A 25,648-nucleotide genomic window follows, 5' to 3' on the forward strand; every position below is an offset into this window, starting at 1 on the left:
CGCCGCGACCGGTTTGTCGCCGGTCCGAGCCAGCTCGACAGCGCGTCGCCGGAACTCCGGCGGATGAGGTGGCGGCACGAGACTCTTCCTTCCCCGTTGGCCCACGGCCAACTCAGGTCACGTGGCCCTGAAACAGGGGGAAGCTCAGGCGCCGCGCCGTGTCGCAGGTCGTGCAGCCGGATCGGCGGCAGGCCGTGCTCGGCGATGAGCTTGGTGAAGGTCCGGGTCAGCCGGTCCGGGGCCATCGGATCTCCGTTGAGTCCGGTGAAGACGTAGCCGCTGTCGCGGTAGCGCTTCCCGGCCTGACTGCGCTCGTGGCGTTGGCCCTCCTTGTGATTGCGCAGCGCGGCCACGGTCGTGCGGTCCAGCGCGATCACCCGGGCACTGCGGGCAGTCTTGGGCGGACAGGCCGTCAGGTGCCCGTCATACTGCTGCAACTGCTGGGCGATGACCGCAACGCCTCCCTCCAGGTCCACGTCACACCACCGCAGGCCAGCCGCCTCGCCTCGGCGTAGGCCACGCAGAGCGATGAGATGGTAGGCGGCGTAAAGACGGTGTTCTCGGATGGCGTGCAGGAACTCGGCCGTGTGGGCTGCAGTCCAGACGGCCACCGTCGGCCGCTCACCGGTCTTCTCCCAGTGCTCGACACGAGCCGAGGTCCACACCACCGCCCGCGGACGACGCGCACCCGGCAACTCCACCCGCGAGGCCGGATTGTCGGTCAGCAGGCCCTGGCGGACGGCGGCGTTGAGCGCCGTCCGCAAGGTCGCGCGGATCCGGCTCAGGGTCGCCGGTGACATCGGCTTTCCGAGCGCCTCGCTGTGGCGAGCGATCGCGGTGAACATCGCATGCACATGCGCGACCGAGAGTTCGCACGTGGGGAGCTTGCCCAGATACGGGGACAGGTAGAGCCGGACATGGCTGGCGTAGCCACGGACGGTGGAAGAGGCGCGGTTGCGGGTCGCGATCCAGTGCGACAGCCAGTCCCCTACTGTCAGCAAGCTCGAACTCGCGTCGCCAGCGCATGGCGTTCGGAGCCGGGCCAGCGCCTCCTCGGCGGCCTTGCGAGTCGCGAAACCGCCCCGGCGGATCCGCCTGCGGCGGCCATCCAGGCTGGCGGGAAGCTCCAACCGCAGATACCAACTGCCATGCCGCCGGCCAGGCACGAGCTTCGGACAGGAGCGGCCCCACGGCTTACCGGTGTCGAGGTGCAGGCAGCCGCATCGCCGGCACACCCCACCAGCACTCGTCGAAATCATCACCGCCGACACCTACACCACCCAGAGCACGAGAGCGCCCCCAACACGACCAGCCGTTGAGTCCCTGGTGTGAACCGAACCCAGTGGGCTTCTGTTCGAGGGCCTCGACGATGGCGCTGAACTCAGCGAGGGCAGCCGTCAGGTCCTCGACGATCTCGCGGGCGATAACCTTAGGCGGTAGGAGGCTGTCCGCGTCCTCCAGACTCGGATCCTTCAGCCACGTAATGTCGAGATTAACCTTGTCCCGCGCGATCAGCAGAACGACGCGGACACCAGCCGCGGTGTCGTCCCTGCGACTAAAGACGACACCGCGACCGCTCAGCCCAGAGGCGACGGCGAACCGGACTGGTCAGCTAGGCAACTTGTGAATGTGACACCGTCCGCCGGGCAGTTCCTTGACGGCGCCTTCGACTACGTGTTTGTGATGCGTGAACACGATGACCTGGAATCGGTCGGCCATGCTGTCCAGGACTCGCAGGGCGGCCTCCGTCCGCTCTTCGTCGAAGGACATCAAGAGGTCGTCGACAACGATCGGGAGAGCGTTGCCGGCCACCGCATGGCGTTCGAGAGTGGCCAGGCGCAGCGCCAGGTAGAGCTGGTCGCAGGTGCCTTCGCTGAGGGCGGCGGGCGTCAGCAGCGTTCCCGTGGACGTTTTGGCGCGGATGCTCGGGCGCTCCTCGTCGGACATCTCAAGCCCGGCATAGTCGCCGCAGGTCAGCTGGGCGAACATCGCGGCGGCCCGGGCCAGGACGGGTTCCTGGTCGCTGTTCCGGTATTCCTCCATGCAGGTTTGGATGGCGATCCTCGCGGCCTCCAGGCGTAGGTATTCCTCGGCGTCCTCGGCCAGTCCGGCACAGATCTGGGCGATCTCGGCCTCGGCACGGGCGGCGGCAGCGCTACCGTCGAGGTCGTCGAGCACTCGCCGGCGTTCCGCGCGCCGTTCGAGCCAGGCGGTTCTGGCTGTCTCTAGTCTCTCGATCCGTTCGTCCAGCTCGGCCAGCTCGTCGGCGAGTTCCTCGGTGGACGTCTTCTTCGCTTCTTCGCGGAGCCGATCCAGTTCCCCTCCTGCCGGAAGGGTCTGCCGGATATTCGCGAGAGCGGTGGACTTTTCCCTGAAAGTGGTGGCGCGCTCCGCGGCGGCTTCCAGTTCGGTGATCGAGGACAAATTGAGGCGTGCGGAGAAGTCGAGCAAGCGGCTTTCTACCCCGCGCAGTTCGGCGTCCGCTTCTGCTACCTGCGCGACGAGATTTGCTCTGTTGTTGAGCAGGGTCTTGCGCTGCTGGGCTCCATCGCGCTGCTCTTGCAGATTCCGCGCGAGGGTGTCGATGGCATCGTGCCAACCGGTGACGGAAGCCGGAACGTCCCGTCCGCAGGCACCGAACGTCTCCTCCAGCAAGGTCCCGAACTCGGAGATCCGCTGCTCACTCTGCTGGAGCTCGCGCTCCAGCGCCTCGGCCGCATCGACGTCCGCCGCCACAAGGGACAGATCCTCCAGGTCGGTGAGAGCGACGTCGAAGCCGCGGTCGGCGGCGAGGCCCGCGCTGCTCAGGAACCGCTGCCATCGCCCGTCGTGGACGGCCAGGGCATTCTCGGCATCGGCCTGCGCGGATTCCGCTTCTTCGAGGTCGGTTTCCGCGCTTGCCAGATCGCGCTGTACGGCAGCTCTGTCCTGGGCGATGCGCTGATGTTCGTCAAGGCGCCCGCGTGCCGTCTCCACCATTTCCGCGAACACCACGGAATCCCGGGCAGTATCGGTGACGGTCGGCGCGTCTTCACCGAGGCGCAGCAGGTGCCGGAGCCTGGTCGCGTGGGCGTTGAGGCGTTTGCGCAGGCCCTCCAGTTCGATGCGATTGTCCTGGAGTTCTCGCGCGACGGTCTGGAGCTGGTCGAAGGCGTCTAGGACCTTGGACGCCTGCCCGATGTCGGGTGCCGGGGCCGGATACCCCTCCCACAGCGCCTCCCAGCGTCGCTGGTCCGACTCCTGCTCGGCGAGCACCTCGTCCACGGCCGCCCGATGGCCGGGGACGGCGGCTTCCAGGTCGGCGATCTCGCGCGAGAGGTCGGCCCGTCTGTTGACGCGCTCCGCGTGGCGCAGCATCTGGTCGGCGGTGCCGTCGGCTCGCCGGACGGCCTCGCTGAGCGAGTCCAGCATGCCCGGATCGTCGACGAATCGCGCGAAGAGGTCGTCACGCTCAGCACGCTGCGCCTGGAGCTCCTCAAGTGTCGGCGGCGCGTCGTCGGTCACCAGCTGATCAAGGTCGCGCCGGCACGTCGCCAATCGGCATTGCGCGTCGTCGAGTTCTCCGGCGCGATCACGGAGAAGTTGTTCGAGGTCTCGGAAGTCCCGCTCGGCTCCGGTGGCCCGCTCCTGGTCGGGGAGCCGGAGCTTTAGGACGCCTTCGGGAGGCAGTTCGGGCAGGCCGAGCCGGTCTCGCGCCTGACGGAACCGGCGATCCCGTTTCTTCCAGGTGTCCTCGGTGTCGTTGAGCTTCTCCTCTAGGCGGCCGGGGATCGAGGCGTACGCGTTCTGCAACTGCGAGACGTCCTCGCCCGCCGGGAGGGCGCTGAGTTCCTTGCCGAGCCGCTCGTGCTTGTCCCGGCATCGCTTCACCGCGTCCCGCGCGTGAGCGAGGTTGTCCCAGAGCGTCCGGCCCCGGTCCCGGAGCTCCTGCCCCTCTCCACGCAGAGCCTCGGGGATCCGGTAGAGCCCTTCGTCGGCCAGCGTCGCGTCCGCGTGGACGGTGCGCAGCCGCGATGCGGCCCGGACGCGCTTGTCGGCAACCTCGCCCGACGCCGAGTCCCGCCGCTCCAGCTCGTCGAGGATCGCCGCGATGCCCTCGGCCAGTCGTTTGATCGCGGCGGCATGCGGGAGCAGGGCGTCGTCCCGCCCTGTTTCGGAGAGTTGCCGCTCGATCTCCTCAAGGAGTCCAGCATGCGTCGAGCGCGTCCCCGTGCGCGCGCTTCGCTGATTGATCAGTTCAGGGAGTTGCGTGCGGATGTCATCGGGGGCCACCGGCCCCTGGGCGCTGATCTGCTCGGCCTGCTCTTCGAGTTCACGGCACCGAGCCAGCGCCGGCAGGTTCTCCAGCAGGTGATGCCTGGCGCCCCGTAGCCGCTGCGCGGCCCGCAGGTCGGCCTCGGTCTCGGCGAGGCGCCGCTTCGCCTCGGCCGCGGACTGTTCGGCGTCCCAGTACTGATCGGGGCGGAGCATCGCCTCGCTGACCCTCTTCCGGACGTCCCTGAGCCGGTCCAGCGAAGCATTGATCGCGGGTATCCTTCCTCGGCGCAAGAACAGCCCGTCCTGGCGCGTCTTGATCCTTGCCAGGACGGCGTTGAGGAGCAGGCCCGACCGCGCTGCGGCGAGGAGCTGGGCCATGTCGCCCTCGCCGGAGGCTAGCAGCCGCCCGCCCTTGCGGAGTTCGTCGCTGTTGAGGGCGAACTCGGTGGTGAACGTCTTGCGGTCGACGCCGCCGAGGAAGGGAGCGAGCGCCCCTTCGCCGAGCGGGTCTCCGTTCCCGTCCACGAGGTCGTCCTTGCGCTTCTTCCGACGGATGATCTCCAGGGCTACTCCACCGGCCGCCGAGAGCCTGGCGCCCAGTTGCGTCCGGTTCCCGTGCCGGAAGGCGTACCGGGACTGGTGGTCGATGCCGTACAAGAGCTGATCGAAGGCGCTCAGCGCCGTGGACTTTCCCGCTTCGTTGGGGCCGTGGACCACATGGACGCCGGCCCTGCCGAGACCGTCCAGGCTGTGGCCGTCGAAGGCGCCGTAGGCAATGAGGTCGAGACGTTCGATGCGCATCCCGGTTACCGCCCTTCCTGGAACAGGGACTCAACGAGCTGGAAGGCCTCGTCGGCCAGGCCCCGAACCCATGCCGGATCGTTCGGGGCGATGCCCTCCGGCCCCTTGCTCTCGGCCGGGATCCTTCCGATGAGCGGGTGGCTCGAAAGCCTGGCCAGCAAACCTTCCGGATCGGCGCCGAGCGCGGCGAGGGTGCGGTGCAGGTCGGTCAGAATTCCGGAGGCGCCCTCGCGCGAGTCGCCGCCGTCCTCGCCGGAAGTGCGGATCTTGACCTTCTCCAGCCACAGGTTCGGGAACTGACCGGCCGCCGCCCGGAGTTCGTTGAGAATCCGTTCGCGGTCCCGCCACAGCGCGGTGTGCGCGGACGTCGCACCGAGAAGGGTGACGCGGACGGCGGTCAGCCGTCCCTGCGGGATCTCCTGGAAGCGTTCCTCGGCGAGGCTGAGCACCTGGTCGATGTCGTTGCGGCCCGTGACGTCGACTTCCTCGTGTGCCCAGCGGGCGGTGTCCAGGTCATGGTGCTCGACCGATGCGACCCGGAGCCGGTCGTCCACGGTGACGACGACGCAGCCCTTCGGACCCGTCTCGCGGGCGTGCCGTCCCTGGATGTTGCCGGGGTAGACGATCCACGGCTCCCGGCTGACGATCTCCTGCTTGTGGACGTGGCCGAGCGCCCAGTAGTCGTAGTTCCGCGCCTCAAGGTCCGCGACGGTGCAGGGCGCGTACCGCTTATGCTCAGAGTAGCCGCCCTCCAAGCCCGTGTGCAGTAACCCGACGTTGAACAGGCCGCCGTCTCGTACCGGGTAGCCGATGGCGAGGTTGTCGGTGAGGTCCCATCGGGCGAAGCCCTGGCCGTGGACGGCAAGCCCCGCCTCCTCGTTCCGGACGGTCTCGGGCTCCCCCGTCGCCAGAACGTGGACATTGGCGGGAAGTTTGAGCGTGCGCATCACGCGGTTCTTCGCGTCGTGATTGCCGGACACCATGTAGACGGGGATGCCGGCCTGCTTGAGGATCGACATCTGCTTACTGAAGTGGAGGCCGGTCTGGTAGTCGTTCCAGTCCCCGTCGTACACGTCTCCGGCGAGGAGTACGGCGTCCACGGCCAGGTCGATCGCGAGCCTGACGAGGTTATCGAGGGCCCTGCGAGTGGCCAGCCGCAGATCGTCCTCCGGAGCCCCTTCGTAACGGGACAGCCCCCGTAGCGGGCTGTCGACGTGAAGATCGGCGGCATGCAGGATCTTCATGATCTCCCTATTCGTGTGGACGCCTGAGTGCGGTGTCCAGTAGTCCTGTGGCGAGAGGGCGGGAGGAACGCTAGCCCTCTGTTGTGGTTCGTCTGCTGAAAGCGACGAAAGAAGTGTCATGTGACGGCCGGGACCGGCCACGAAGCGGTTCTCACGGCACCGCCTGCCCTTGTCGTCCGGCAGCCGGGCCCGCGTTGCAGGCTGCCCCGGCGTTTCAAGGCGCCGTGGACGGTGGGTTCAGGAGGCGACCCGGGGCCCGCTCTACTGCAGCGAGTCAACCCAAGCAGCGGCATCACCGAGGCCGACTACCGCGCTGTCGAGAAATGGCTACGCAAAACCGACGCCACTCCGCCATTGAGCCTCTCCTGAGAGCCCTGGAACCATCGGGACAGTGGAAAACGATCAGCCCCTTGCCACGTTCATGGCGACCGTGAACGTTGGCGACGTCCTCAGCGGCACCGTGGCCGAGGTCACGCGATCGGGGACAACGGTGCTCCTCGATGGCTTGGCCGGCGATCCGGTCGGCGTCATCGGCCCCCTTGGTCTTTCCTGGCAGTCCTCCCAACGATCGACGATCCTGCAGGCCGCGACCGAGTCACTGCCAAAGTCATCGCCGTCGATCTCCAGAGCGGCAGAATCCGGCTCTCCCGGTCAGCGACCGAGAACCCCCAGCTCTGGGCATTCCTCAAAGCACTGCGCCGGGGACAGCACTTGGCCGGCACCGTGGCGGCCATCGAACGCTTCGGCATTTTCGTCGACCTGGACGAGGGGCCGAACCATCCGGTCTTCACCGGCGTCGGCCTCATCACCATGCCCGAACTGTCCTGGCGCCGTTTCGACGACCCGTCCCAGATCGTCTCCATCGGACAGCACATCACCTGCGAAGTCCTCGCCTTCGACACCACCAACGGTGAAGCCCGGCTGTCGCTGCGCGCCACCCAACCGGACCCCTTCCAGCACTTTCCCCGCGACATTCATGTTGGACAGGTCCTGCACGGCACGGTCACCAAACTGCTGCCCTTTGGAGCCTTCATCCGCGTCGCCGACGGCATCGAAGGCATGATCCACCTCAGCGAACTCTCCACCACACCCCTCGAAACACCCGACCAAGCAGTCCAGGAAGGCGGCGAGATCACGGCCATCGTCACCGACATCGATCTTCCACAGCGCCGACTCGCTCTATCACGCCGCCGCTGCTCTGCACCCCGATGAGTACGCCGACACCAGCACCCGCGACACGCCGAGACTCGAGACCAACACACTCAGTCAGTCAACATCTGTCACCAGGTATTGAAGCCCGCCACTCAACAGCCGATAAAGATCAGTTCGGTTAAGCATGCGTGTTCATGGGCGCAGGGTGAGGCGAATGCGTGGGCGCAGGTGCCCATGGACACCTTCCGCTTCTCGAAATGCGCGAGAAAGGCGTCCCGCTCTTTCTCGGTGGGAGTACGGTGTTCCTCGCTGGACCGGGTGGCGCGGCTTTCCCCAGGTCGTCCGGAGACGTGAAAGGGGGACGCCGGGACCGTGCCCGGCGTCCCCAGACGGTCAGGGTCGGGTTGCGATCCGGTAGGCGTGGATGATGGTTTGTTCCAGCTTGTTGCCGTCGCTGTCCTCGGCCGTCGCGCGCAGCGAGACGAAGCCGTTGGCGGCCGGGTGTTTGATCAGCGCCACCGTTCCGTGCGGCGTCCGGCTGAGTTTCGCGTCCTGCCAGGTCTTTCCGTCGTCGACGGACACCTGGACGGTCAGGTCGCGCGGCCTCCCGGCGTCGCCGTCCGGCTGTGATTCGGTGATGACCGGCAGTTCGATCTCGCGTCCGGCCTCGGCGGTGCCGTGGTCGTCCACCGGCGGGACGTACCGGACCGCCCACAGCGGCAGCAGGGCCGGCTTGCCTTCGTCCGGGTGGCCGGAGCGGAACGTCCATGCCACGTCCACCAGGGTGGACAGTTCGCCGGACCGCCGTTCGGCGGTGATGTGCAGCCGGTAGTCGGACGGCTCGGGCGGCACGGGGAACTCCGTCATCGCGAACGGCTTCCTGCCGATCTCGACGCCGTTGCGGTACAGGACGGCCAGGGTCCGCGCGTCGCCCCAGATGGTGCCGTACCGGCCGGAGCCGTCACCGTTGAACGCCGTTTCGAGCTTGAGGACGTCGCCGTCGCGCTGGACCATCGGCCTGCCTCCGCGAGGCAGTGTCGGGCCGATGACCGCGTAGTTCCACTTCTCGGTATAGCTCCGTCCGGCGCGGTAGGCGACGGGTGCGGACTCCAGATAGCTCGCCGGCTGGAAGTCCGGCCTGAACTCGAACTCGATCGCCTGCCACCGCACACCGCCCTCGGTGGTGTAGTACTCGGTGCGGTGGAACGGCAGCCGCGTGGACAGCGACGGGGCGACGTTGCCCAGCAGCCCCTGGTCGGTGCTGGGGAAGGTGCCCGACCGGCCGGTGCCGCCCGCGGTGTTGATCGCGCGGCTGACCTTGACCGTGGCGAGGTCCCGCTGCTCGACCTTCTTGGTGAAGCCGGTGATCATGCGCTGCCCGGTCGGCCATGCCAGGTGGTAGACCGCCGGGCTGTCGGTGTCGGTGCCGTCCGGCCCGGGTTGCAGGACGGTCCCGCGCACGAAGGAGCGGAAGCCCTTGACCGGCTCGTCCGGCCCCATCCGGCCGGCCGTGATCTGGTCGAAGCCGGTCGCCTGGAGCATGAAGTTGTACGAGTTGCCAGGCGAGGAGAACCCGGCTCCCACCTGGGCCGCGCGCCATTGCAGATCGTTGCGCGGCGGGGTGACCGTGACCGGTTTGGCCTGCCGCGCGTCGGCGACGATCGTCTGCGCCGACGTGACCTCCAGCCGCTGCTGGACGAGCAGCGTGGTGAGGTTGTCCTGGTCCTGGCCGATGACGGAGTTGACGGTGTAGACGCCCTTGGGAACGCGCACCGTGTCACCCTTGCCGGGGCCGAGCGTCCCGTACACACCCGGCTTGTCCATCCGGAAGAGGGTGTCGAGGAACCCGGTGGCGGGCGCGCCCGCACGGTCCAGGTGCTTGATGGTCAGGTCGTAGCTCTCCTGCTCGTTCTCCAGGCTGAACGGCATGCCGATCACGGTGTCGCCCGCGGTCGCCCGCAGGTGGCCGGTGATGTAGCCGTACACCGCGCCGATCGCCTTGGTGTCCGCCGAGAGGGTCACCTTGGCCTGGCCGCCCGCCGGCACGGTCACCGACGAGGGGCTGGGCGTGAACCCGGCGGCCGGGACGGGCTTCCCGTCCGGGCCCTTGGCCTCGGTGGACAGCTTCAGGGTCACCGGCTCCTTGCCGTGGTTGACGTAGGTCACCGGCTTGGGCACGGCGGGGCCGTCGTGGGGCCAGCGCTGCAGGCCGAAGCTCATCGAGCCCGGCTCGGCGGTCACCGTCTGGCCGACCGCGCGGGCCACGTCGAGCCGTCCGGCGCCCTGGCGGGTGACCTCGACCCCGGGCAGCGGCTTGGCCGTGCCCATCAGGTGCGCCTTCAGCTGGGCCGGCGTCCAGTCCGGGTGCTGCTGGGCGAGGATCGCCGCCGCGCCGGAGACGTGCGGCGCGGATATCGAGGTGCCGGTGAACGACACGTACTTCTGGTCGGGCGCGGGCGGCCACATGTCCTTGCCGCGGGCGGCGACGATGGACCGGCCCGGCGCGGAGATGTCCGGCTTGAGGGCGGAGTCGCCCGGCCGGGGCCCGCGGCTGGAGAAGCCGGCGAGCTCGTCGGCCTTGGTGGTCGCGGCGACCGAGAGCGCGGCGTCGGCGCTGCTCGGCGAACTGATCCGGATGCTGGGGTGGAGCTCGCCGCCGTTGCCGGCGGCCGCCACGAACAGCGTCCCGTACCGCTGGGTCAGGTTCCCGACGGCCTCTTCCACCGGGTCGATCCCCGGCCGGTCGGCTGAGCCGAAGCTCAGGTTGACCACGTCCGCGCCCTGCTCAGCGGCCCACTGCATGCCTTCGAGGATCAGCGAGTCCGGGCATTCGCGTCCGAGGCAGACCTTGCCGACGAGCAGGCTCGCGCCTGGGGCCACGCCGCGGTAGCGTCCGTCCGCCGCGGCTCCGCTGCCGGCGACGGTGGACGCCACGTGGGTGCCGTGGCCGATGGTGTCCTCGGGCTCGTCCGGGGTGAAGTTCCGCTCGGCCACCACTCGTTCGGCCAGGTCGGGATGGGTCGCGTCGGCGCCGGTGTCCAGGACCGCCACCTTCACGCCCTTGCCGTCGAAGCCCGCCTTCCAGGCGGCCGGGGCGCCGACCAGCGGCACGCTGGTGTCGAGCAGGAGGCGGCGCCGGCCGTCCAGCCAGACCTTCGTTCCGGCGGCGGGACGCGTGATGAGTGACTTCCACAGCGCCGTCCCTGATCCGGCATCGGCCGCCACCGCGTTCGCCGCCGGGAGTTCCCGCGTCACCGCGAGATTCGGGAGATCGATCGCCGAACGCGGCGACGTCTTGGGACGCGTCACGATCAGCGGCAGGCCCTTGGGACGGGCGTCGTAGCCGAAGTCCAGCAGGGTTCTGATGTCGAATAGGCGCGGGTCCAGGCGCCCGGACCGGAGCAGGGGCAGGGCGTCCACGGGGATGATGTGCTGCTCGCCGGCGACGTTCTGGTTGAGGAACGGGACGCCGGCCCGTCCCTTGGCGGGCTCGACCGACACGCCCTGGCCCGTGACGGTGACCCGGTCACCGGTGATCAGCGTGACGGTGCGGGGCGCGGTTCCGGCCGCGTCGGCCTTCACCGTGCCGGACGGAGCCGGTGCCGCCGAGGCTGGAATGGCGGGACTGAGCGTGGGAAGCAGGCTCAGCAGCATCGCGGCGGCCGGCAGTCGCCAGCGCGCTCTTGTGCGCAGATGCATGGTCTTTCTCCTCCTGATGCTGACCGAAACGACTCGACGGCCCCGCTCGCCTTTCGGACGGACGGGGCGCGCCATGGGACTGAGCCACCAGCGGCAAGAGGAGTCGCCTGACGGCACGGCGGCCTGACGGCACGGCGGGCCGCGGCAGGCCGCCTGAGGCCGCGGTAAGCCGCGCCAGGCCCCACGCCGTTGCGATGACGTGCCAGAACCGATGGACGATCCGTCGCCGCGAAGAATCGACGCGGCCCTGGGAATGCCGGTGACGAAATGGCCGCCGATGAGGGGCTCGGCCCTGGCATCGGAGGCGCGGCTCGTCAAACGCAAGGGCCGGAAGCGCCTTTTCGAAAGGCGCGGCCGACCCAGCGTCCATCGGGGTAATGGTACGTCGCGAGAGCATGCACAGCCCCTTTGCTGGTATGCGCAGACCCTCATTAAAATAGATCAGCGATCAGCCGCTACAACGCTTTCTGCGCTCTTCGATATTTCAGTCTCCATTCTCTTTCAGTCGATGGTTTCGACCAATCTTAGGTCAATTTTCGCGCAGCATTGTATGCCGTTCTCAGCGGAATTGAACGGCATCGGACGGGGCGGGGATTCGCCGGTGGCGGCCCCCCTCGCGCCGACCCGGTGCGCTCCGCGGGGACGGCGGTGCGCCCGCTCCGACCAGGGCGGACGGCCGGAGTGGGCGCGTTCGGTTCACACCAGTCGCTGGATGATCCAGATGTTCTCGGAAATCGACGACGGGTGACCGCACCGGTTCGGGTTCCAGTCCGTCTCAACGGTCGCCCATCCGGTTGGCCGCCATCCGGCGCAGACCGAAATCCACTCGCCGACCGCCTTGTCCTGGGTGCTCTCGATGACCCAGAGGTTGTAGGTGATCGATGTCGGTCTTCCGCAGGTCGTCGGATCCCAGATGTCGTTGATCTTGACGAAACCGTCCGGCACATTCTCCCGTCCGGCGCACACAGTGGCGGTCGACGCGTTGGCCATGCCGGCGGGCAATAGGAAGAACGCGCTGAGCGACATCAGCGCGAGAGCGACCGCCGGCCCCCTCTTAGTCATTCTGCGTTTCATCGAACGTCCTGCCTCCCGGTGTGGCCCATTGTTCGCCTGCCGGCAGGTCACGTTGGGTCGGCAACGAGGTCTGACCCTGCCGAACAGGAGGCTATTAGGGTCCAACCGAAAGGAATAGAGTAGCCATTTACTCTATTGCCACAACTGTCGTCAGCCCAGGTCGGCGCCGGAAGGCCGGGAGTACGGACGGTCGCGAGACGCCGCGGAGAGGCGGCGCCGAGTAATCCCATTGCTCTACTCCTGCCCGCCTTCCCCGTCGACAGGGCCGAGGAGCGCGGCGAGCTGGGCGCGGTTGGAGACGCCTAGCCGGGAATAGGCCCGCCCGAGGTAGTTGTCGACCGTCCGCACGGACAGGGCCAGCCGCTCGGCGATGGCCTTGCTGGACATTCCCGTGGCGGCCAGCAGCGCCACCTGGCGCACGCGCGGAGGGAGCGAGGAGCCCGGGACGTCGTGCCCGACCATGACCAGCGGGGTCCGGGCGCCTTCACAGAGGTCGAGGAGGGCGACCGTCCGCGCCTGCGCCGCCGCCGCCAGTTCCGGGCCGCCCGCCTTCCGATGCGCCCTGGTGGCGACGGCGGCCACCTCCGCGGCGTGCAGCGCGAGGCCGAGGCCGGTCAGATCGGCGGCGGCGCGGTCGAGAGCCTCGCCGTCGGACGAGTCGAGCGCGCGCGCCGCGCGGACCAGCGCCGGCATCAGGTCACCGCCGATGGAGTCGCCCAGCTCGGCGAGGCGCGGGAGCACCGGACGCACTTCGCCGAGACGAGCCGCGTCGTACAGCGCGATCGTCTCATCGGCGTACAATTCGCCCTCATTCGCCAGCGCGGCGGCATGCCGGGCCTGCGCGGCCGCACCCGTCACGTCCCCGGACGCGGCGAGCACCCACGCGCGGTTCAGCTCGATCCACGGGTTCATCACGCGGTTGGTCTCGTCCCGCAGGGCGTCGGCGCGGGCCATCCACCGTCCGGCGGCGGTCGCGTCTCCGGCGAGCGCCGCGGCGCCGGCGAGATCAGCCAGCAGGCTGCGAGTCATCCTGAACGAGTCCTCCCCCGCGCGTGCCGCCACCGCCTCGCGCAGTGCGGCCTGGGCGGTGATCACCCGTCCCTGCACCTTGGCGAGCCCACCGCGGAATCCCGCCCAGCTCGCCGCCAGCTCCCGGGCGCCCTCGGCGACGGCGGCCGCGTACGCCTCGTCGGCCAGTTCTCGCGCCTCACGCAGGCGTCCGGCCATGCGCAGGGCGAGGCAGCGGGTCGAGCGGAGCGTCGCCTCCTGCCACGGCGACTCGTCGCGGACCTTGCCGGACGGGGCCGCTCCGGGGTCGCTCAGCGCGAGAGCGATGTCGAGACGGCCGAGCAGCGTGTTGGCGAGCACGGCCACCGGCCGGATCGCGCCTCCCATGGAGCCCGTGCGATCCACACTCGCGGAGACAAGGTCGAGAGCGTCACGGCAACGCCCGTCACAGAGCAGAAGCCATATCCGGACGGCTTCAGCGGCTTCACAATCCGAATCACCAACGGCGCCCTGGCCGCCCTCGCCGTTCCGCCCAACCTTGCCATTCTGATTGACTTCGCTGCTCTGGCTGACCTCGCTGTTTCGGTCCAGGTCGCCGTTCCGGCCGACCTCGCCATCCCTGCCGACGTCGCCGTTCTGCCCGGCCTCGCCGTTCCGGCCAGGTTCACCGTTCCGACCGACTTCGCCGTCCCGATTGACTTCGCTGTTTTGGTCTAAGTCGCCGTTCGGGCCGACTTCGCCGTTTCGGTCGGGGCGGTCGTCGCGGGTGGGGGCGCTGAACATTTCGCCTGCCGCGTCCGGTGAACCGGCTCCCCAGTACAGGCAGGCCGCGCGGATCGCCGTCCAGCCACCGTCGTCGACCGTGGACGTACTCCCGGCCAGCACCTGTTCCGCTTCCAGGCCCTTGCCGCGCCAGGCCAGGGCCAGGGCCAGGGTTCGGTCCGCCTCCGGACCGGCGCCGATGTCCCGGGCGCGTCGGGCGAACCGTTCGGCGAGGGCGAGGTCGACCCGCTCTGCGGCCTGACATGCCGCGTTGAGCAGCGCCTTGGGACGAGCGGCCTTGGCCGTGTCCAAGCGCCATCCGGCCAGCCGCAGCTCGTCGTCCCGGCGGCGGCGCGGCTCCCCGTCGAGGGCGTCGGCCAGCCAGCCGCGGATTCTGCGGGCCCGGGTCACCGGGAGGACGCTGCGGACGATGCCGCCGTGTAAGGGCGGGACCAGCCGCAGCACGCGCCGCCGCCCGGATCTCGCGAGCACGACCATGCCCGCGCGCTCCACCGCCTCGACCGCGTCCTGCTCCAGCGAGCCCGCGGCCGTCAGCCGGTCCAGGGTCGCGACGGGCAGCGGCTCCCCGCAGGCGAGGACCTCCAGCACCATGCGCGCCGCACCGTCCAGCGTGCCCAGCCATGCTTCGACCAGTTCGTTCAGGCGCGTCCCGTGGTCGGACGCGGGGTCCCAGAACCACACGCCCTCCCTGCGCACCAGCGCACCGGTCTCGCGGGCCCCGATCAGCAATTCGCGCAGCAACAGCGGATGACCCGCCGCCATCCGGTCGATCTCTGCCCGGGTCACCCCTTCCACGAGCGCTCCGAGCGAGTGCTCCAGCAGCGTGGAGACGGTCGCCGCCGTGAGGGGGCCCACGGTGATCCGTTGGGCCGGTCCGTCCTTCCAGAGCCGGGCGATCGCGTCCGGAGCGGGCTCGCCGGTCCGCACGGTGGCCACCACCGAGACCAGCCCGTGGACGGTGAGCTGGTGGATCACCGAAGCCGACCACTCGTCGAGCAGGTGCGCGTCGTCGACTCCGAGCACCACGCCCAGGCGTCCCGCCCGCGCCGCCATGGTCTTGGCGATGCGGCGGAAGACCTCGACCGGATCCCCGCTCAACCGCCTGTCGGGCGAGAGCATCGGCAGGACGGCCCCGAACGGAATCGACGCGCCCGCGCGGGTGGCGGGCAGCCAATCGGTGTCCAGGCCCGCGCGCCGGGCGCGGTCCACGGCCTCGCGCGCCAGCCGGGTCTTCCCCACCCCGGCCCCGCCCACCAGCACCGCACCGCCCGAACCCAGCGTGGCCTCGATTGCGGCGAGCTCCGCGTCCCGGCCGACCATCGGCCAATCCGTCATCGCCGGATCGCTTTTCATCGGCATCCCTCCGCTCCGGTAGGAGTTCATCCCGCGAACGGTCGTGGATTCAGGAATGCGCGGCCGATTGCAGCGGGAATGGACGAGCGGCCCCGAACACGGTGATCAACCACGACCTGAACCAACTCGATTTCGTGAGTGTGAAGCCACACCCAACGCAAGGCAAGCAATCAACGCGAGCGGTCACATGCCCGTAATATGTGCGCCCTCCGCAGAAACCGTCCCGAGATTCGAGGTGATCGCCGCGGCCGCGGACGGCGGCAGCGCGATCTCGGGCGCGAAGAACTCCCAACGGCGGTGCAGGCCCGAGAACACCCACTCGGCCTCGGGAAACAGGCGGCAGCGCCGTGCTCCCTCATCCCTCGCCGTCAAGAACGCCATCGGCGTCCGGATGCGCAGCCGCCACCCATCGGTGGGCCGTGCGCACGCCATCGGCGTCGCGTACTGCTCGGTCGCAGCGACCTCCACGCCCGCAACCTCGTAGAAGCAATTGGCCACGCGAAGAGTCCGCGTCTTGGCCAGCGCTTGGAGCACGGGGGCGATAAGGGTATCCGCGAGAAGCGCAACCTCGAACCGCGCGTTCCCGCCCGATCCGTCCGCTCCCGGGCCGAGGAGGGGAGTCAGCGTGTAGGGCTTGGGCGGCCGCGTCTCGTGAAGCGCCGAGGTGAGTCCAGCCTCACCGGCCTCCCGAAGCTGTGCCAGGAACGCCGCGTTGACGGCGGGCCCGGTGTGGCGAGGACCCGAGGCAATGTTCTCACCGAAGCGCATGCTTGTACTCGCTTCTAACGCGGACGGCGGGCTGAGACCGGTCCCGTTCGCCGGCACATCACCGGAGGTTCATTCGCATCGGACTGGCGACTTCGCCTCGCTCTGCATGTCCTGGCAGGGCAGCCGACTGGCGGCGAAGCAGGCCTGGGCCTGATCGCCGAGCGGAACGCGGTCGCACTGGAGCAGTTGACGAGGCTGGTCCCGGTCGGTGTACATGACCCGAATCGGATGAGTACGTGTGCCCGGTGTGGCCTGCCCGATCACTTTTCCGCGCCGTGCTGGTCTGTACGCCACGTACCGACTCACAGGAGGCTGACGCCATGCGGAAACTGACCTTCGCCATGAACCTGAGCTTGGACGGCTACATCGCTGCGCCCGGCGACGACCTCGGCTGGAGCGTACCGAGCGACGAGCTGTTCCAGTGGTGGTCTGACCGGGTGGAGGCGACTGGCCTGGCGCTGTACGGGCGCAAATTGTGGGAGACGATGAGTTCTCACTGGCCGACCGCCGACCAGCAGCCTGGCGTCACACCGGCGGAGATCGAGTTCGCCCGCCGCTGGCGGGACATGCCGAAGGTGGTGTTCTCCTCGGCGACCAGCACGGTCGACTGGAACACCCGCCTGGTCACCGGCGACGCGGTCACCGAGATCACCCGGCTCAAAGCCGAGGACGGTGGGCCCATGGACATCGGCGGTGCCACACTTGCCGCAGCGGCGATGCGGGCCGGGCTGATCGACGAGTACGTGCTGGTCACCGCACCGGTCTTGGTGGGCAGCGGCACGCCGTTCTTTACGGCCCTGGACAACTGGGTGAACCTGGCCCTGGTGGAGACCCGGACGTTCCCCGACGGCGTACTCCTGACCAGGTACGAGACCAGGCGCTGAGTACCCAACCTCGGTTCGGCCCGTGCTTTGGGCCATCCAAGGATCTCGTGGCGCTGCGTTCCGAGGCGGCCGTGATATCCCCCCGGGGTTCATAGGCCGTGTTGTGAGTGCCCCTAGGTACTTAGCGGAGTCGGTGATGTAGCGGGTGACGGGGGCGCCTTTGCGGGGTGGGTGGAGATCTCGACGTCCCCGCCGAGGACGCGGAAGCAGGTCTCCTCGATGAGCACGGTAACGGTCTTGCCGGCGTGGGCGATCCCTGGCCGGAGTCTCTGGCGGGTGATGGAGAAGGTGCCGTCGGCTCCGATGCGCCGGATGGCCTGCCGGGGCTGGACGGGGGCGGGGCAGCGGCGTGGTAGAGGTCCGCGCTCCGGTCAGTTCGGCGCGTAGCTCGTGCGGGATCGGGGCGGGCAGGATCTTGGCCAGGAGCCCGGCGTGGATGACCTACCGGCAGGGCGCCCGGGTCGCCCGTCATCGCGTGCGGGCGGAACACCTGGCCGGGGCGGCCATGTCCAGGGACTGATGCGGGCGGGTGTGGTTGTGGGCGTGCAACCAGGCGTCGATCGCGGCCTGCGCGGGCCGCCGACCTTGCCTTGCTTGCGGGCGGTCTCCAGGCCGTTCTTTGTCTTGCGGACGATGTCGCGGCGGCGGTCCTCAGCCAGCGCGCGCGCCAGGTCGAGGATGAAGGAGCATTCGGTGTGCTCCCCGAGCGCGATGCCCTCCAGCACCTTGACGCCGATGCCCTGCTGGAATAGGTCGTTGAGGGCGATCAGTCCTTCCAGCACGTTGCGGCCGAGCCCGAGAGCGCGCTGCTGGGCGGGTTCGTCCTGACCGCGCTCGCCGCCTACGGCATCGCCCTCCTCGTCATCATGTCGATCACCGCCCTGGTCTCCTGGCGCCTGCTGCTCACGCCGCCCGTCTCTCTCACTTCCGCACTCTCTGTTGCGCTCTGCCTCCTGCTCGCCCGCTCGGCCCGGCGATGCCCGCTGAAGGGCCGGCACTCACCCCACGCCCGGACGCCCCGGAGCACCGTCCCGACCGGCGGTCAGAAGGTCCGGGAATCAGCCCGCTGATGTCATCGCCTGGCCTCGGAGTACAGGACGTCGACGCGGAGTGTTCGGCAACCCGGCGCTCCAGCGTCATCCACCGTTCGGCGAGCGACGCCACCGCCGTGCAGTCAGCCGATCTCCACGAAGACCTGATCCACGTGCCCGTCACTCGGGCTCTGATCGCATGCAGGCCGGCCTGGGACGGGCTAGAGCAATCGGCTACGGTGCGACCTGGCTTCCGCGCGGAGTGCCTCGACAAAGGCAGCGGTCGATTGCTCGTAAGCCTCGCCGACATTCTCCTCACCTGCGGTGTCGGCGCACTGTTGGTAAAGCAGCCAGCATCCGCGTATGCCCAATAGAAGATCTTCCAATAGGTCTCGTGCGGGACGCGAAGGGTCGAGAGGAGTCGTGCGGATCTCTTCGCGCAGTGCCTCATTGGCGCGGGACGAGCTGCCCAGCTCGCGGGTGAGGTCATCGATCTCGTCGATCTGTTCGAGGAGCGCGTCCAGATCAGGGACCCTCCCCTCGGCAGCGGCCATGGCACCGCGGATCAACCTGGTGACCGTGGCGTATGGATTCGGCCCGGCGGACATCATTTCCAACACGGTCGTCGGCGTACGATGCGGCAGCGCCTCAATATTGTCGGCTTCCATCACGACCACCGTGGGGTCCAAGCCCGACTGACCGGCAGCGACGTCGGCAGCCGCCTGAAGCCAATGAGCCGCCGCTACTCCTGCGGCAACCGGATCAACCTCAGTGAACAACGCTTCGGCGTCAAGAGGGTTCTGCCACAGCAGCCTGTCGGCGGCTTCTACCTGGACGGGGGACGCACCCTCGCGGCTGAGCAGGACCGCCTGGCGGGCCCGGCCGGTCAGATCCCCGAGTTCGGCGCGTTCGAGGGCGTCGATCTCAGATCGGACCTCGCTGACGATGACATCGCGCAAAGCAGCGTCAGCGATGGCATGCAGGGCTCGACCGACACCGTGGGCGGCCTCCTCGGTGGGAACATAAGGTTGAATCATCATCCCAGCGCGAGGCAGATTCGGATTGATCAGCGCATCGGGAGCCCTGGAAAGCGCCTCCCGAGCCTCCTGACGACGCCAACCTTCGGCATTGACCTTCAGGCTCTCAGCTGCGGACGCCGGGTGGGTGTAGGTACGCCACGCGGTGGCTGAGAATTCGGTCAGTGCCTGTGCAAGGCGTTGAATTCGGACGTCATCGATCTCGCTGGACAGTTCAGCGACCACAGTGGCGACATCACCCAGGCCGGTACCCCAGGTCACGATCAAGGTGCGGCGTGTCGTGTCGTACGCGTATCGACTCATCTGCTGCCAACCCCCGCATGGTTGTCGAGTTTTCACCATGACAGTTCGCGGACAACACCGCAGGCGCTTCGTCACCGAAACCCGCCATTGTGACGATGCTGGTCACGATGATGTTGGAAACATTTCCTGACAGGCATCAGTCGATAAGGAAAGTGCGTCGTTAAAGAGCGAAGCCAACGCAGCCGTACGCCCGCCTGACCGATGCGGCACAAACCAGGACCACAGGAGCCCGGTTCGGAAGGCGATCACGAGCAAGCCGAACGCCCAGGCTTGGACTGCGGACCCAGCCCATCGCGGTCTAGCCAAAGAGTGAACATGCGTGCGCAAGAGACGCTATCCGCAGACGGACAGTACAGAACGCGCCGTACCGGCGATTGTCATCAAGGGCGAGGGTGGACGCCGTGACCTACCGGACAGACTGGAGTCCATCAACTCCGGGGAGGTCCTTGTTGGCCCGGGGCCCATTGGGGCCGACTTGCTGGAATCCTCGTGTCTTCTTGCACGCAGTCCCGGACGCGGAGCCTCTCATTCGGGTGCCTTCGCCTTCGTGGGCAGGCCCTGCCCGACTGCCGACCATGTCGTGGACGTCCGGGCTCGGCTCACTACGGCGTGCCGAGCCCGGGTCGTCGCCGTGGATGACCTGCACGCGGGGGCCGGCTATCGGCGGCCGGCCGGGGCCTGGGCCACGGCGGGTTCTTCTTCGGGGTCACGGTCGTGGGGCGTTCAGGGTCTCTCGGGCAAGGTGGCGCCGCGGGTCGAACGCGTACCAGGAGGCCGTTCAGGTGCATCTCCAGGCCGGGCCGCAGCCGTCGGGCTGTGTTCCCTCGTCGTCGCCGACGAAGGTCAGGTGACGCGCAGAGGTGCGGGAGACGATCCGGCGGGCAGCGGATCGTCGTCCGTGGCGCGCACGGTGAGGTTCCCCTCACCACCGCGGGCGCCTACGACGACCCGTCCCCATATGCTCGCCGATGGTGCCCTGGTCACACCTGCGACGATGGACCGCCTGGACGCCAACGCGGCGGCACGGGCCGTCGTACAGGCGGGTCTGGTGGCAGCCTTGCGCTTGCCGAGAACTACGTCCACGCAGGTCAAGCAGCATGCGCGTACTCGTTGAAGATTCCGCCCAGGCGATGCCCTGATGAGGCCGATGCTCGTTGTAGAGGGTTCTTTCGTAGGCGCCTTCTTGAAAATCTTGGCGCGCACTTACCGATCATGCCTTCGGCGGGCCACTAGGCAGTAAGACTCGTTCACCGGGCGGCTGCCGCTCTCTGAGGAGAAACCGGGCCGGGAGGGGGCAACATGTATCTCGCGATGATGACCCAGCTGATAATTGCACTGCTGGGTGTGGTCGCGGCAGCGATGCCGATCTGGGATAGGGCACGGCGGCGAAAGATCGTACAGGCCGAGCGGAGGATCACCACCAGAAAGAGTGAGACCGAGATCGAACGTGGTTCCGGTGATGGTTGAGCATGGAGCCACTGACCCAGTCCGGCCAGCAACATATACCGCCTACCACGGAAGCGGTAACGCGGGCAAAGTTGCAGGCGATGCGCGAACCATTCCTCGAACTCTTCGAACATCACCACCGGAAGGTGGTGGCGTTCCTGATGAGTAACGGAGCCACTCTGGCGGAAGCCCAAGACGCGGCTCAGGATGCCTTTCTCGAAGCCTGGCAGTCGGCCACCTCGGGCACGTGGGAGCAGATCAGCAACCCACCCGCCTGGATCCGCGTGGTCGCACTACGCCGGTACCGCAGGCCCCCCGGCCCGCGCAACCGGCCGCTCGTCACCTCGTCCTCGCCTGAACTGCTCCCTGACGAGCCGGCGTCGGCGCTGGGACCCGAGGAACTGACCACCCAGACGTTGACCGTGCTGGGCGCGCTTCAGAATCTGGATGAAGAGTGCAAAACGGTCATGGCCTTCCATCTGGATGACTTTCCTGCAGTCGAGATCGCCAAAGCGTTACGGACAGACGCTCAGAAGGTGCGAAACCTCCTGAAGAAGGCGCGTGCGCAACTGGCCCAGGACCTGGCGGCTCCAGATGACCAGAAAGGAGGCACAGCCCGATGACCGGTCACCAGAACCCGAACTCGCGTGATCGCCGGCCGCTCAGTGAAGAACAACTCGACGCCGTCCTCCAAGCCGCCCACGACGAACTGGGCGCATACACTGAACGACACACCGACTCTTTCACCGCCATGCTGGCCCTGCTGCCGGATGAGGGAGCCGATGGCGCCGACGAGGAGCTACCCCCCTCATTGCCCAGAATGCGCCACCTCGCTCCACGCGCCAACAGCACCATGCGCGGCCTTGCGGTTGCCGCGCTTTCGATCGCTGCGCCGCTTCTCGTGCTGATGCTGTTCCAATCGACTCTCCACACACGGCCGGCCGCGCATGTCTCGCCCCTTGTCTCAACAGCGCCTGCACGTCCGGCATCGTCTGCCATCCCAAGACCGGTCGTCCCCACACCGCAGCCGGAGGCTGTCGGAGTACCGCGGATGCCTCCCCCTCCCCCCCGGCTCACCGCCGCTGACCAGCGCTTCTTGGACGTCCTGGACTCGGACGGCATCTCGGCCCCAGACGAATGGGCCATCGAGGCAGGACGCTACACGTGTGGTATCGACTACTCCTCCGCCTACCGGTACCTCACCGACGGCGGCCTCCACGGTCACCACGTCAGGGCATTCCTGAACGAATGGAGGAATACCCACGCCGGTTGTGATCCGACCGCTGAGCCACCCTGGCGGTAGCAGACGCCCGGAACGCGAGCAAGCCGCACCCGGTGCTCGATATCCCCGCAATGACGTAGCACCCTTGGCACCGTGCCGCGCCGATAGACCCATTTCCCCGTCCCTAATACCGGACGGCGTGACACCAGTACCAAGTGGGTGACGCGGAGAACGTCCGGCCTGAGCGCTATGGTGCGTCTCATGAACACACTCCATGCCAGCCCTGACGAGACGACCCGGGCGTGAGCCGCTACCGGGGGCCCGCCACCCTGATCAGCAGCGACGGAGCCGAGGTCGAGGTTCACGTCGACCTGCGCGCCAAACAGCGCGAATGGTCCGGGACCGCGACCATCGGTGACTTCGATGCCACCGACCGTCACGACCGGACGCTGAGACTCCCAGACGGCCGCGAGGCACAGGTCACGCTCAGCAGTTCGGCAACCTGGTCTGACGTCATCACGCTGGTCGGAAGCGGCCCACCGCCCTTCGCCTGAGCAGGCCCGTCCGGGCAGCGAACTCACACGCCACTGCCGGCAAGCGGGCCGTCCCAATATCCGCCAGCCGGTTACCGGGCACCGTGCGTGGCCGCTGACGGGACCGTGGTCAAGGAAGGAGTGGCCGCCCACGGGAGAATGATCTTGCTGCTGGCAGAGCCCCATGCGTGGGCCTGGCGGGCGCACGCGATGCCGGGGTCGGGGTAGTTGGGTAGTCGGAGTCGCTGGTGGGGTTGTTCTGGGCGTAGCTGTAGGGGTTGAGCGATTCCGGGTTGGCCAGGGGGTCGGGGTTGATGAAGCGGCCGATGGCGGCGTCGTAGTAGCGGTGGTCGAGGGCGACCAGGTCGGTGGTGGGGTCTTCGGTTCTGCCGAGGAACCCGCGTTCGGTGGCGGTGATGTCGTCGCGTCCGCCGCGGTGCGTGCCGCAGGCGCAGGTAACGCTGGCGTGCGACCGTCAACGACCTCAGGCCATCTCAAGAACGGCCCCGAGGGCGTGGCGTGAGCCTTGAGCGGCTCAACGCTCCTGCTGGAATTTCTCCACGAGGCGGGATACGTCGTCGCCGAAAAGGGACTCATTCAGCTGTTCGTGTTCGGCGATGACCGCGGCGCTGCGGAGGAACATGGCCTGCTCGTATTCGTTCAGCGCGGTTTCGGGGTCGTCACGGTGCGCGGCGATGGCCTTGCCGAGTTCGGCACCGTCGAGCATGGCCAGGTTGGCGCCTTCGCCGTTCGGGGCCGCGAGGTGGGCGGCATCGCCGAGCAGCGTCACACCGGGCACCCGGCCCCACCGGTGCTCGGTCGGCAGAGCGTAGTGGGGGCGCAGGACCGGCCCGGTGTCGCAGTCGCTGATCAGCGCGGTGAGCTCGGGTGCCCAGCCGTCGAACTCCGCCGCGATCCGCGCGGTGGCCGCGCGGGCATCGGTGAAATCGATGGCGGCGAACCAGTCCCGCGGCCTGGTCAACCCCACGTAGGTGTGCAGGGTGTCGCCGGTTTCCCGGTGAGCGAAGATCTCCTTGCCCCCCGCGGGCGCCATCATGGAACCGCCGCCGACCGCTTGCGCGGCGCCCGGGTGCCGGGTGTCGGCGTTGAACAGGTAGGTCTCGACGAACGACCTCCCGGCGTACTCGGGTATGGCGGTGGACACTAGCGGCCGGACCCGCGACCACGCGCCGTCGGCGCCGACCAGCAGGCTGGTGGCGACGGTGCCGCCGTCCTCGAACGTCACCTCGTGGCGGCCCTCGCTCAGGGTACGGGTGCCACTGACCTTGTGGCCCCACTGGACGGTGTCGGCAGGGAGCGAGTCGTGCAGAATCCGCCGAAGCTCGGCGCGCATCACCTCGGGGCGCCCACCGGTGCCGTCATCGAGTTTGTTGAACAGGACAGACCCGTCCCGGTCCAGGATTCGCATCTGCTGGCGGCCCTTCAGGACGATGGCATGGAACTCCTCCATGAGATCGGCCGCCTCGATGGCGAGTTGCCCTTTGCAGTCGTGGATGTCAAGCATCCCGCCCTGCGCGCGCGTCTCCGGGGAAGACTCCGCCTCGTAGACCGTGGCTGGGATTCCGCGGACGTGCAGGACGCGGGCAAGCGTGAGGCCACCGAGACCAGCACCGATGATCGTGACGTCATTGCTCATAGTGATTCCCTTACTGGTCGCATGTCTGCCCGATGGGCATCCGGCAGGTTCTCTGGAAAGCTGCCAGACCCCTCTGATGCGCCGCTGACACCGGACCGACCCGCCCCTGACACGTGCAGGCCGGGTCAGGCCGAAAGAGGAATCAACCAGGGCGGACGTTGAGCGTGTGTGTCACACGCGTACGAGAACAGGTGGACGGCGGTAACGCGGCCCTGTCCCGGCTCGCTGAGCGGCGGTCAACGCCACCAAACCGGTCGACGGACGGGTCCATCCGTCATTGTCGTCCAGCACTGAGAGCGGACCCATACGGTCGTCGGACCGCAGTAGGAGGATCGTGGGTGCCTCACGTACCGAAGGATCGTCCGAGACCCAATCGATGAAGTCCTGGCTTGAGGTGTCCATGCCGGCGCGTTCGGCGAGAGCCCGCCCACGCGCCAACCGCCGTGGCCCCCCAAAGGCAGCAACGCAAGGTATCTGGAGGCCATGTTCCGGTCGGTCCAGCGCTTATCGAATACGGAGCCGATTCATCCTCATCGGTCCTGGTGGTGGAGGGTGAAGAATGGTCTGCACGATGGTGGTGAGACGGCTGGGTGAGCAGCAGGCCTTCCGTAGGATGTGCATCCCTTGAGCGCAGCGGCGCCTCGCTCGCCCGGGGCGCTGACCTGGGCGCGGTGCCGGTTGAACAACTTCTCGCGTTTCCCCAGATCGCGATGCTTCTTGCGCTTGTAGGGAGTACCGACCGCGCCGCCGACTCCGACATACCCCTGTCGGCGTAGCAGCCGATCGCCCGGGCGATCAGGGCGTCGATGATGCCGTGCTCGCGGGCGGCGGTCAGAGGTAGGGCCGGTGACGCCCAGATCAGCTCGCCGTGCGGGTCGGTGAGGAACTGGACGTTCACGCCGTGGCGGCGGTGTTTGCCCGAGTAGTGGAGCCGGTCGTTCCCGCCCGACAGGCGGTCAGTGGCCACCAGCGTGCCGTCCAGGATGACATGGGCCTTGCGCTGGGAGATCCGCATGGCTTGGCGCAGGTCGGGGGCCAGGTCGGCGAGCAGTTCGATCACCTCGGTGACGTAGCGGTGCGCGGTCGCGGCACCGACGCCGAACGCCGCATCGGAGCTCCTGGTGGTCACGATCGCCGCAAATCTCGATCTACCAGGAGCTCTCTCGTTGTCGCTCACGCCGCGCAGGACGCAGCCAGCCCGTGACCTGCGGACTCAGGTTGGAATTCCCTCACTCTTGGCTGGCGCAGCATCTTCCTCAATATTCCCATTGAGGTTTTCCCTGCAAGATTGATTCGGGTAGTAGGGCATTCCCGGGCATGATCGGTAGCGCAAGGGGAGACTCGCGGACAGATCGCCGGGCCCGGAAACGGGACGTGGAGCCCCGGTAGAAGAGGT

Annotated in this window: 18 protein-coding genes; 6 read left to right on the forward strand and 12 right to left on the reverse strand. The window is 68.1% G+C overall.

The genetic code is table 11. The features are described from left to right. The 3 genes from E1298_RS21200 to E1298_RS21215 form a co-directional block, all read right to left on the reverse strand. On the reverse strand, positions 1-1,271 hold a 1,271-nt coding region (locus E1298_RS21200), incomplete at its 3' end, for a tyrosine-type recombinase/integrase (protein WP_131895891.1). Between the two features lie 337 nt (positions 1,272-1,608). Continuing rightward, the gene (locus E1298_RS21210; protein WP_131895893.1) at positions 1,609-5,058 is read right to left on the reverse strand and encodes a YhaN family protein; all 3,450 of its coding nucleotides are present in this window, start codon (positions 5,056-5,058) and stop codon (positions 1,609-1,611) included. 5 nt (positions 5,059-5,063) lie between these two features. Then, the gene (locus E1298_RS21215) at positions 5,064-6,302 is read right to left on the reverse strand and encodes a metallophosphoesterase family protein (RefSeq protein WP_131895895.1); all 1,239 of its coding nucleotides are present in this window, start codon (positions 6,300-6,302) and stop codon (positions 5,064-5,066) included. A 711-nt stretch (positions 6,303-7,013) separates the two neighbouring features. On the opposite strand from E1298_RS21215, the gene E1298_RS50455 reads away from it, so the two are divergent. Further along, a complete protein-coding gene (locus E1298_RS50455; protein WP_243725713.1) occupies positions 7,014-7,514 on the forward strand; it encodes a S1 RNA-binding domain-containing protein in 501 nt (166 codons plus the stop codon). Between the two features lie 333 nt (positions 7,515-7,847). On the opposite strand, the gene E1298_RS21225 is transcribed toward E1298_RS50455, so the two are convergent. The 4 genes from E1298_RS21225 to E1298_RS21240 form a co-directional block, all read right to left on the reverse strand. Then, a complete protein-coding gene (locus E1298_RS21225) occupies positions 7,848-11,153 on the reverse strand; it encodes a S8 family serine peptidase (protein ID WP_165975580.1) in 3,306 nt (1,101 codons plus the stop codon). Between the two features lie 696 nt (positions 11,154-11,849). After that, positions 11,850-12,227, reverse strand: a complete 378-nt coding sequence (locus E1298_RS21230; RefSeq protein ID WP_131895898.1) for a hypothetical protein — start codon at positions 12,225-12,227, stop codon at positions 11,850-11,852. A 234-nt stretch (positions 12,228-12,461) separates the two neighbouring features. Continuing rightward, positions 12,462-15,371 (reverse strand): LuxR C-terminal-related transcriptional regulator, encoded by a 2,910-nt coding sequence (locus E1298_RS21235; protein ID WP_131895900.1) that lies wholly within the window; start codon positions 15,369-15,371, stop codon positions 12,462-12,464. A gap of 183 nt (positions 15,372-15,554) precedes the next feature. After that, complete coding sequence (locus E1298_RS21240; RefSeq protein ID WP_131895902.1) at positions 15,555-16,139, reverse strand: hypothetical protein; 585 nt, start codon at positions 16,137-16,139, stop codon at positions 15,555-15,557. 320 nt (positions 16,140-16,459) lie between these two features. Here E1298_RS21240 and E1298_RS21245 point away from each other — a divergent pair, with 320 nt between their 5' ends. After that, positions 16,460-17,023, forward strand: a complete 564-nt coding sequence (locus E1298_RS21245) for a dihydrofolate reductase family protein (protein WP_131895904.1) — start codon at positions 16,460-16,462, stop codon at positions 17,021-17,023. A 371-nt stretch (positions 17,024-17,394) separates the two neighbouring features. Here E1298_RS21245 and E1298_RS21250 read toward each other — a convergent pair whose 3' ends face one another. Together E1298_RS21250 and E1298_RS21255 are read right to left on the reverse strand one after the other, a co-directional pair. Next, the gene (locus tag E1298_RS21250) at positions 17,395-18,021 is read right to left on the reverse strand and encodes a recombinase family protein (RefSeq protein WP_207944763.1); all 627 of its coding nucleotides are present in this window, start codon (positions 18,019-18,021) and stop codon (positions 17,395-17,397) included. A 254-nt stretch (positions 18,022-18,275) separates the two neighbouring features. Next, complete coding sequence (locus tag E1298_RS21255) at positions 18,276-19,394, reverse strand: hypothetical protein (RefSeq protein ID WP_131895906.1); 1,119 nt, start codon at positions 19,392-19,394, stop codon at positions 18,276-18,278. A 1,299-nt stretch (positions 19,395-20,693) separates the two neighbouring features. Here E1298_RS21255 and E1298_RS48260 point away from each other — a divergent pair. From E1298_RS48260 to E1298_RS21270, 4 genes are all read left to right on the forward strand, one after another. Continuing rightward, positions 20,694-20,861, forward strand: coding sequence for a hypothetical protein (locus tag E1298_RS48260; protein ID WP_165975581.1), 168 nt, complete (start codon positions 20,694-20,696; stop codon positions 20,859-20,861). A gap of 2 nt (positions 20,862-20,863) precedes the next feature. Continuing rightward, complete coding sequence (locus E1298_RS21260; RefSeq protein WP_131895908.1) at positions 20,864-21,463, forward strand: RNA polymerase sigma factor; 600 nt, start codon at positions 20,864-20,866, stop codon at positions 21,461-21,463. Next, positions 21,460-22,143 (forward strand): DUF732 domain-containing protein, encoded by a 684-nt coding sequence (locus E1298_RS21265; protein WP_131895910.1) that lies wholly within the window; start codon positions 21,460-21,462, stop codon positions 22,141-22,143. Before E1298_RS21260 ends, E1298_RS21265 begins: the two co-directional genes overlap by 4 nt. Positions 22,144-22,364: 221 nt before the next feature. Further along, positions 22,365-22,616 (forward strand): DUF4873 domain-containing protein, encoded by a 252-nt coding sequence (locus E1298_RS21270; protein ID WP_131895912.1) that lies wholly within the window; start codon positions 22,365-22,367, stop codon positions 22,614-22,616. A gap of 109 nt (positions 22,617-22,725) precedes the next feature. Here the strand turns inward: E1298_RS21270 and E1298_RS51840 are convergent, their stop codons facing one another. From E1298_RS51840 to E1298_RS21285, 3 genes are all read right to left on the reverse strand, one after another. Beyond that, entirely contained in the window at positions 22,726-23,013 is a 288-nt protein-coding gene (locus E1298_RS51840) for an RHS repeat-associated core domain-containing protein (protein ID WP_131895920.1), read from the reverse strand. Positions 23,014-23,130: 117 nt separating this feature from the next. Continuing rightward, a complete protein-coding gene (locus tag E1298_RS21280) occupies positions 23,131-24,252 on the reverse strand; it encodes an FAD-dependent oxidoreductase (protein WP_131895914.1) in 1,122 nt (373 codons plus the stop codon). A gap of 343 nt (positions 24,253-24,595) precedes the next feature. After that, positions 24,596-25,429 carry a hypothetical protein gene (locus tag E1298_RS21285; protein ID WP_131895916.1) on the reverse strand — a complete coding sequence of 278 codons (834 nt, stop codon included), beginning with the start codon at positions 25,427-25,429 and terminating at the stop codon, positions 24,596-24,598. Positions 25,430-25,648: the final 219 nt, after the last annotated feature.

It is taken from the genome of Actinomadura rubrisoli (assembly GCF_004349215.1).
Taxonomy (GTDB): domain Bacteria; phylum Actinomycetota; class Actinomycetes; order Streptosporangiales; family Streptosporangiaceae; genus Spirillospora; species Spirillospora rubrisoli.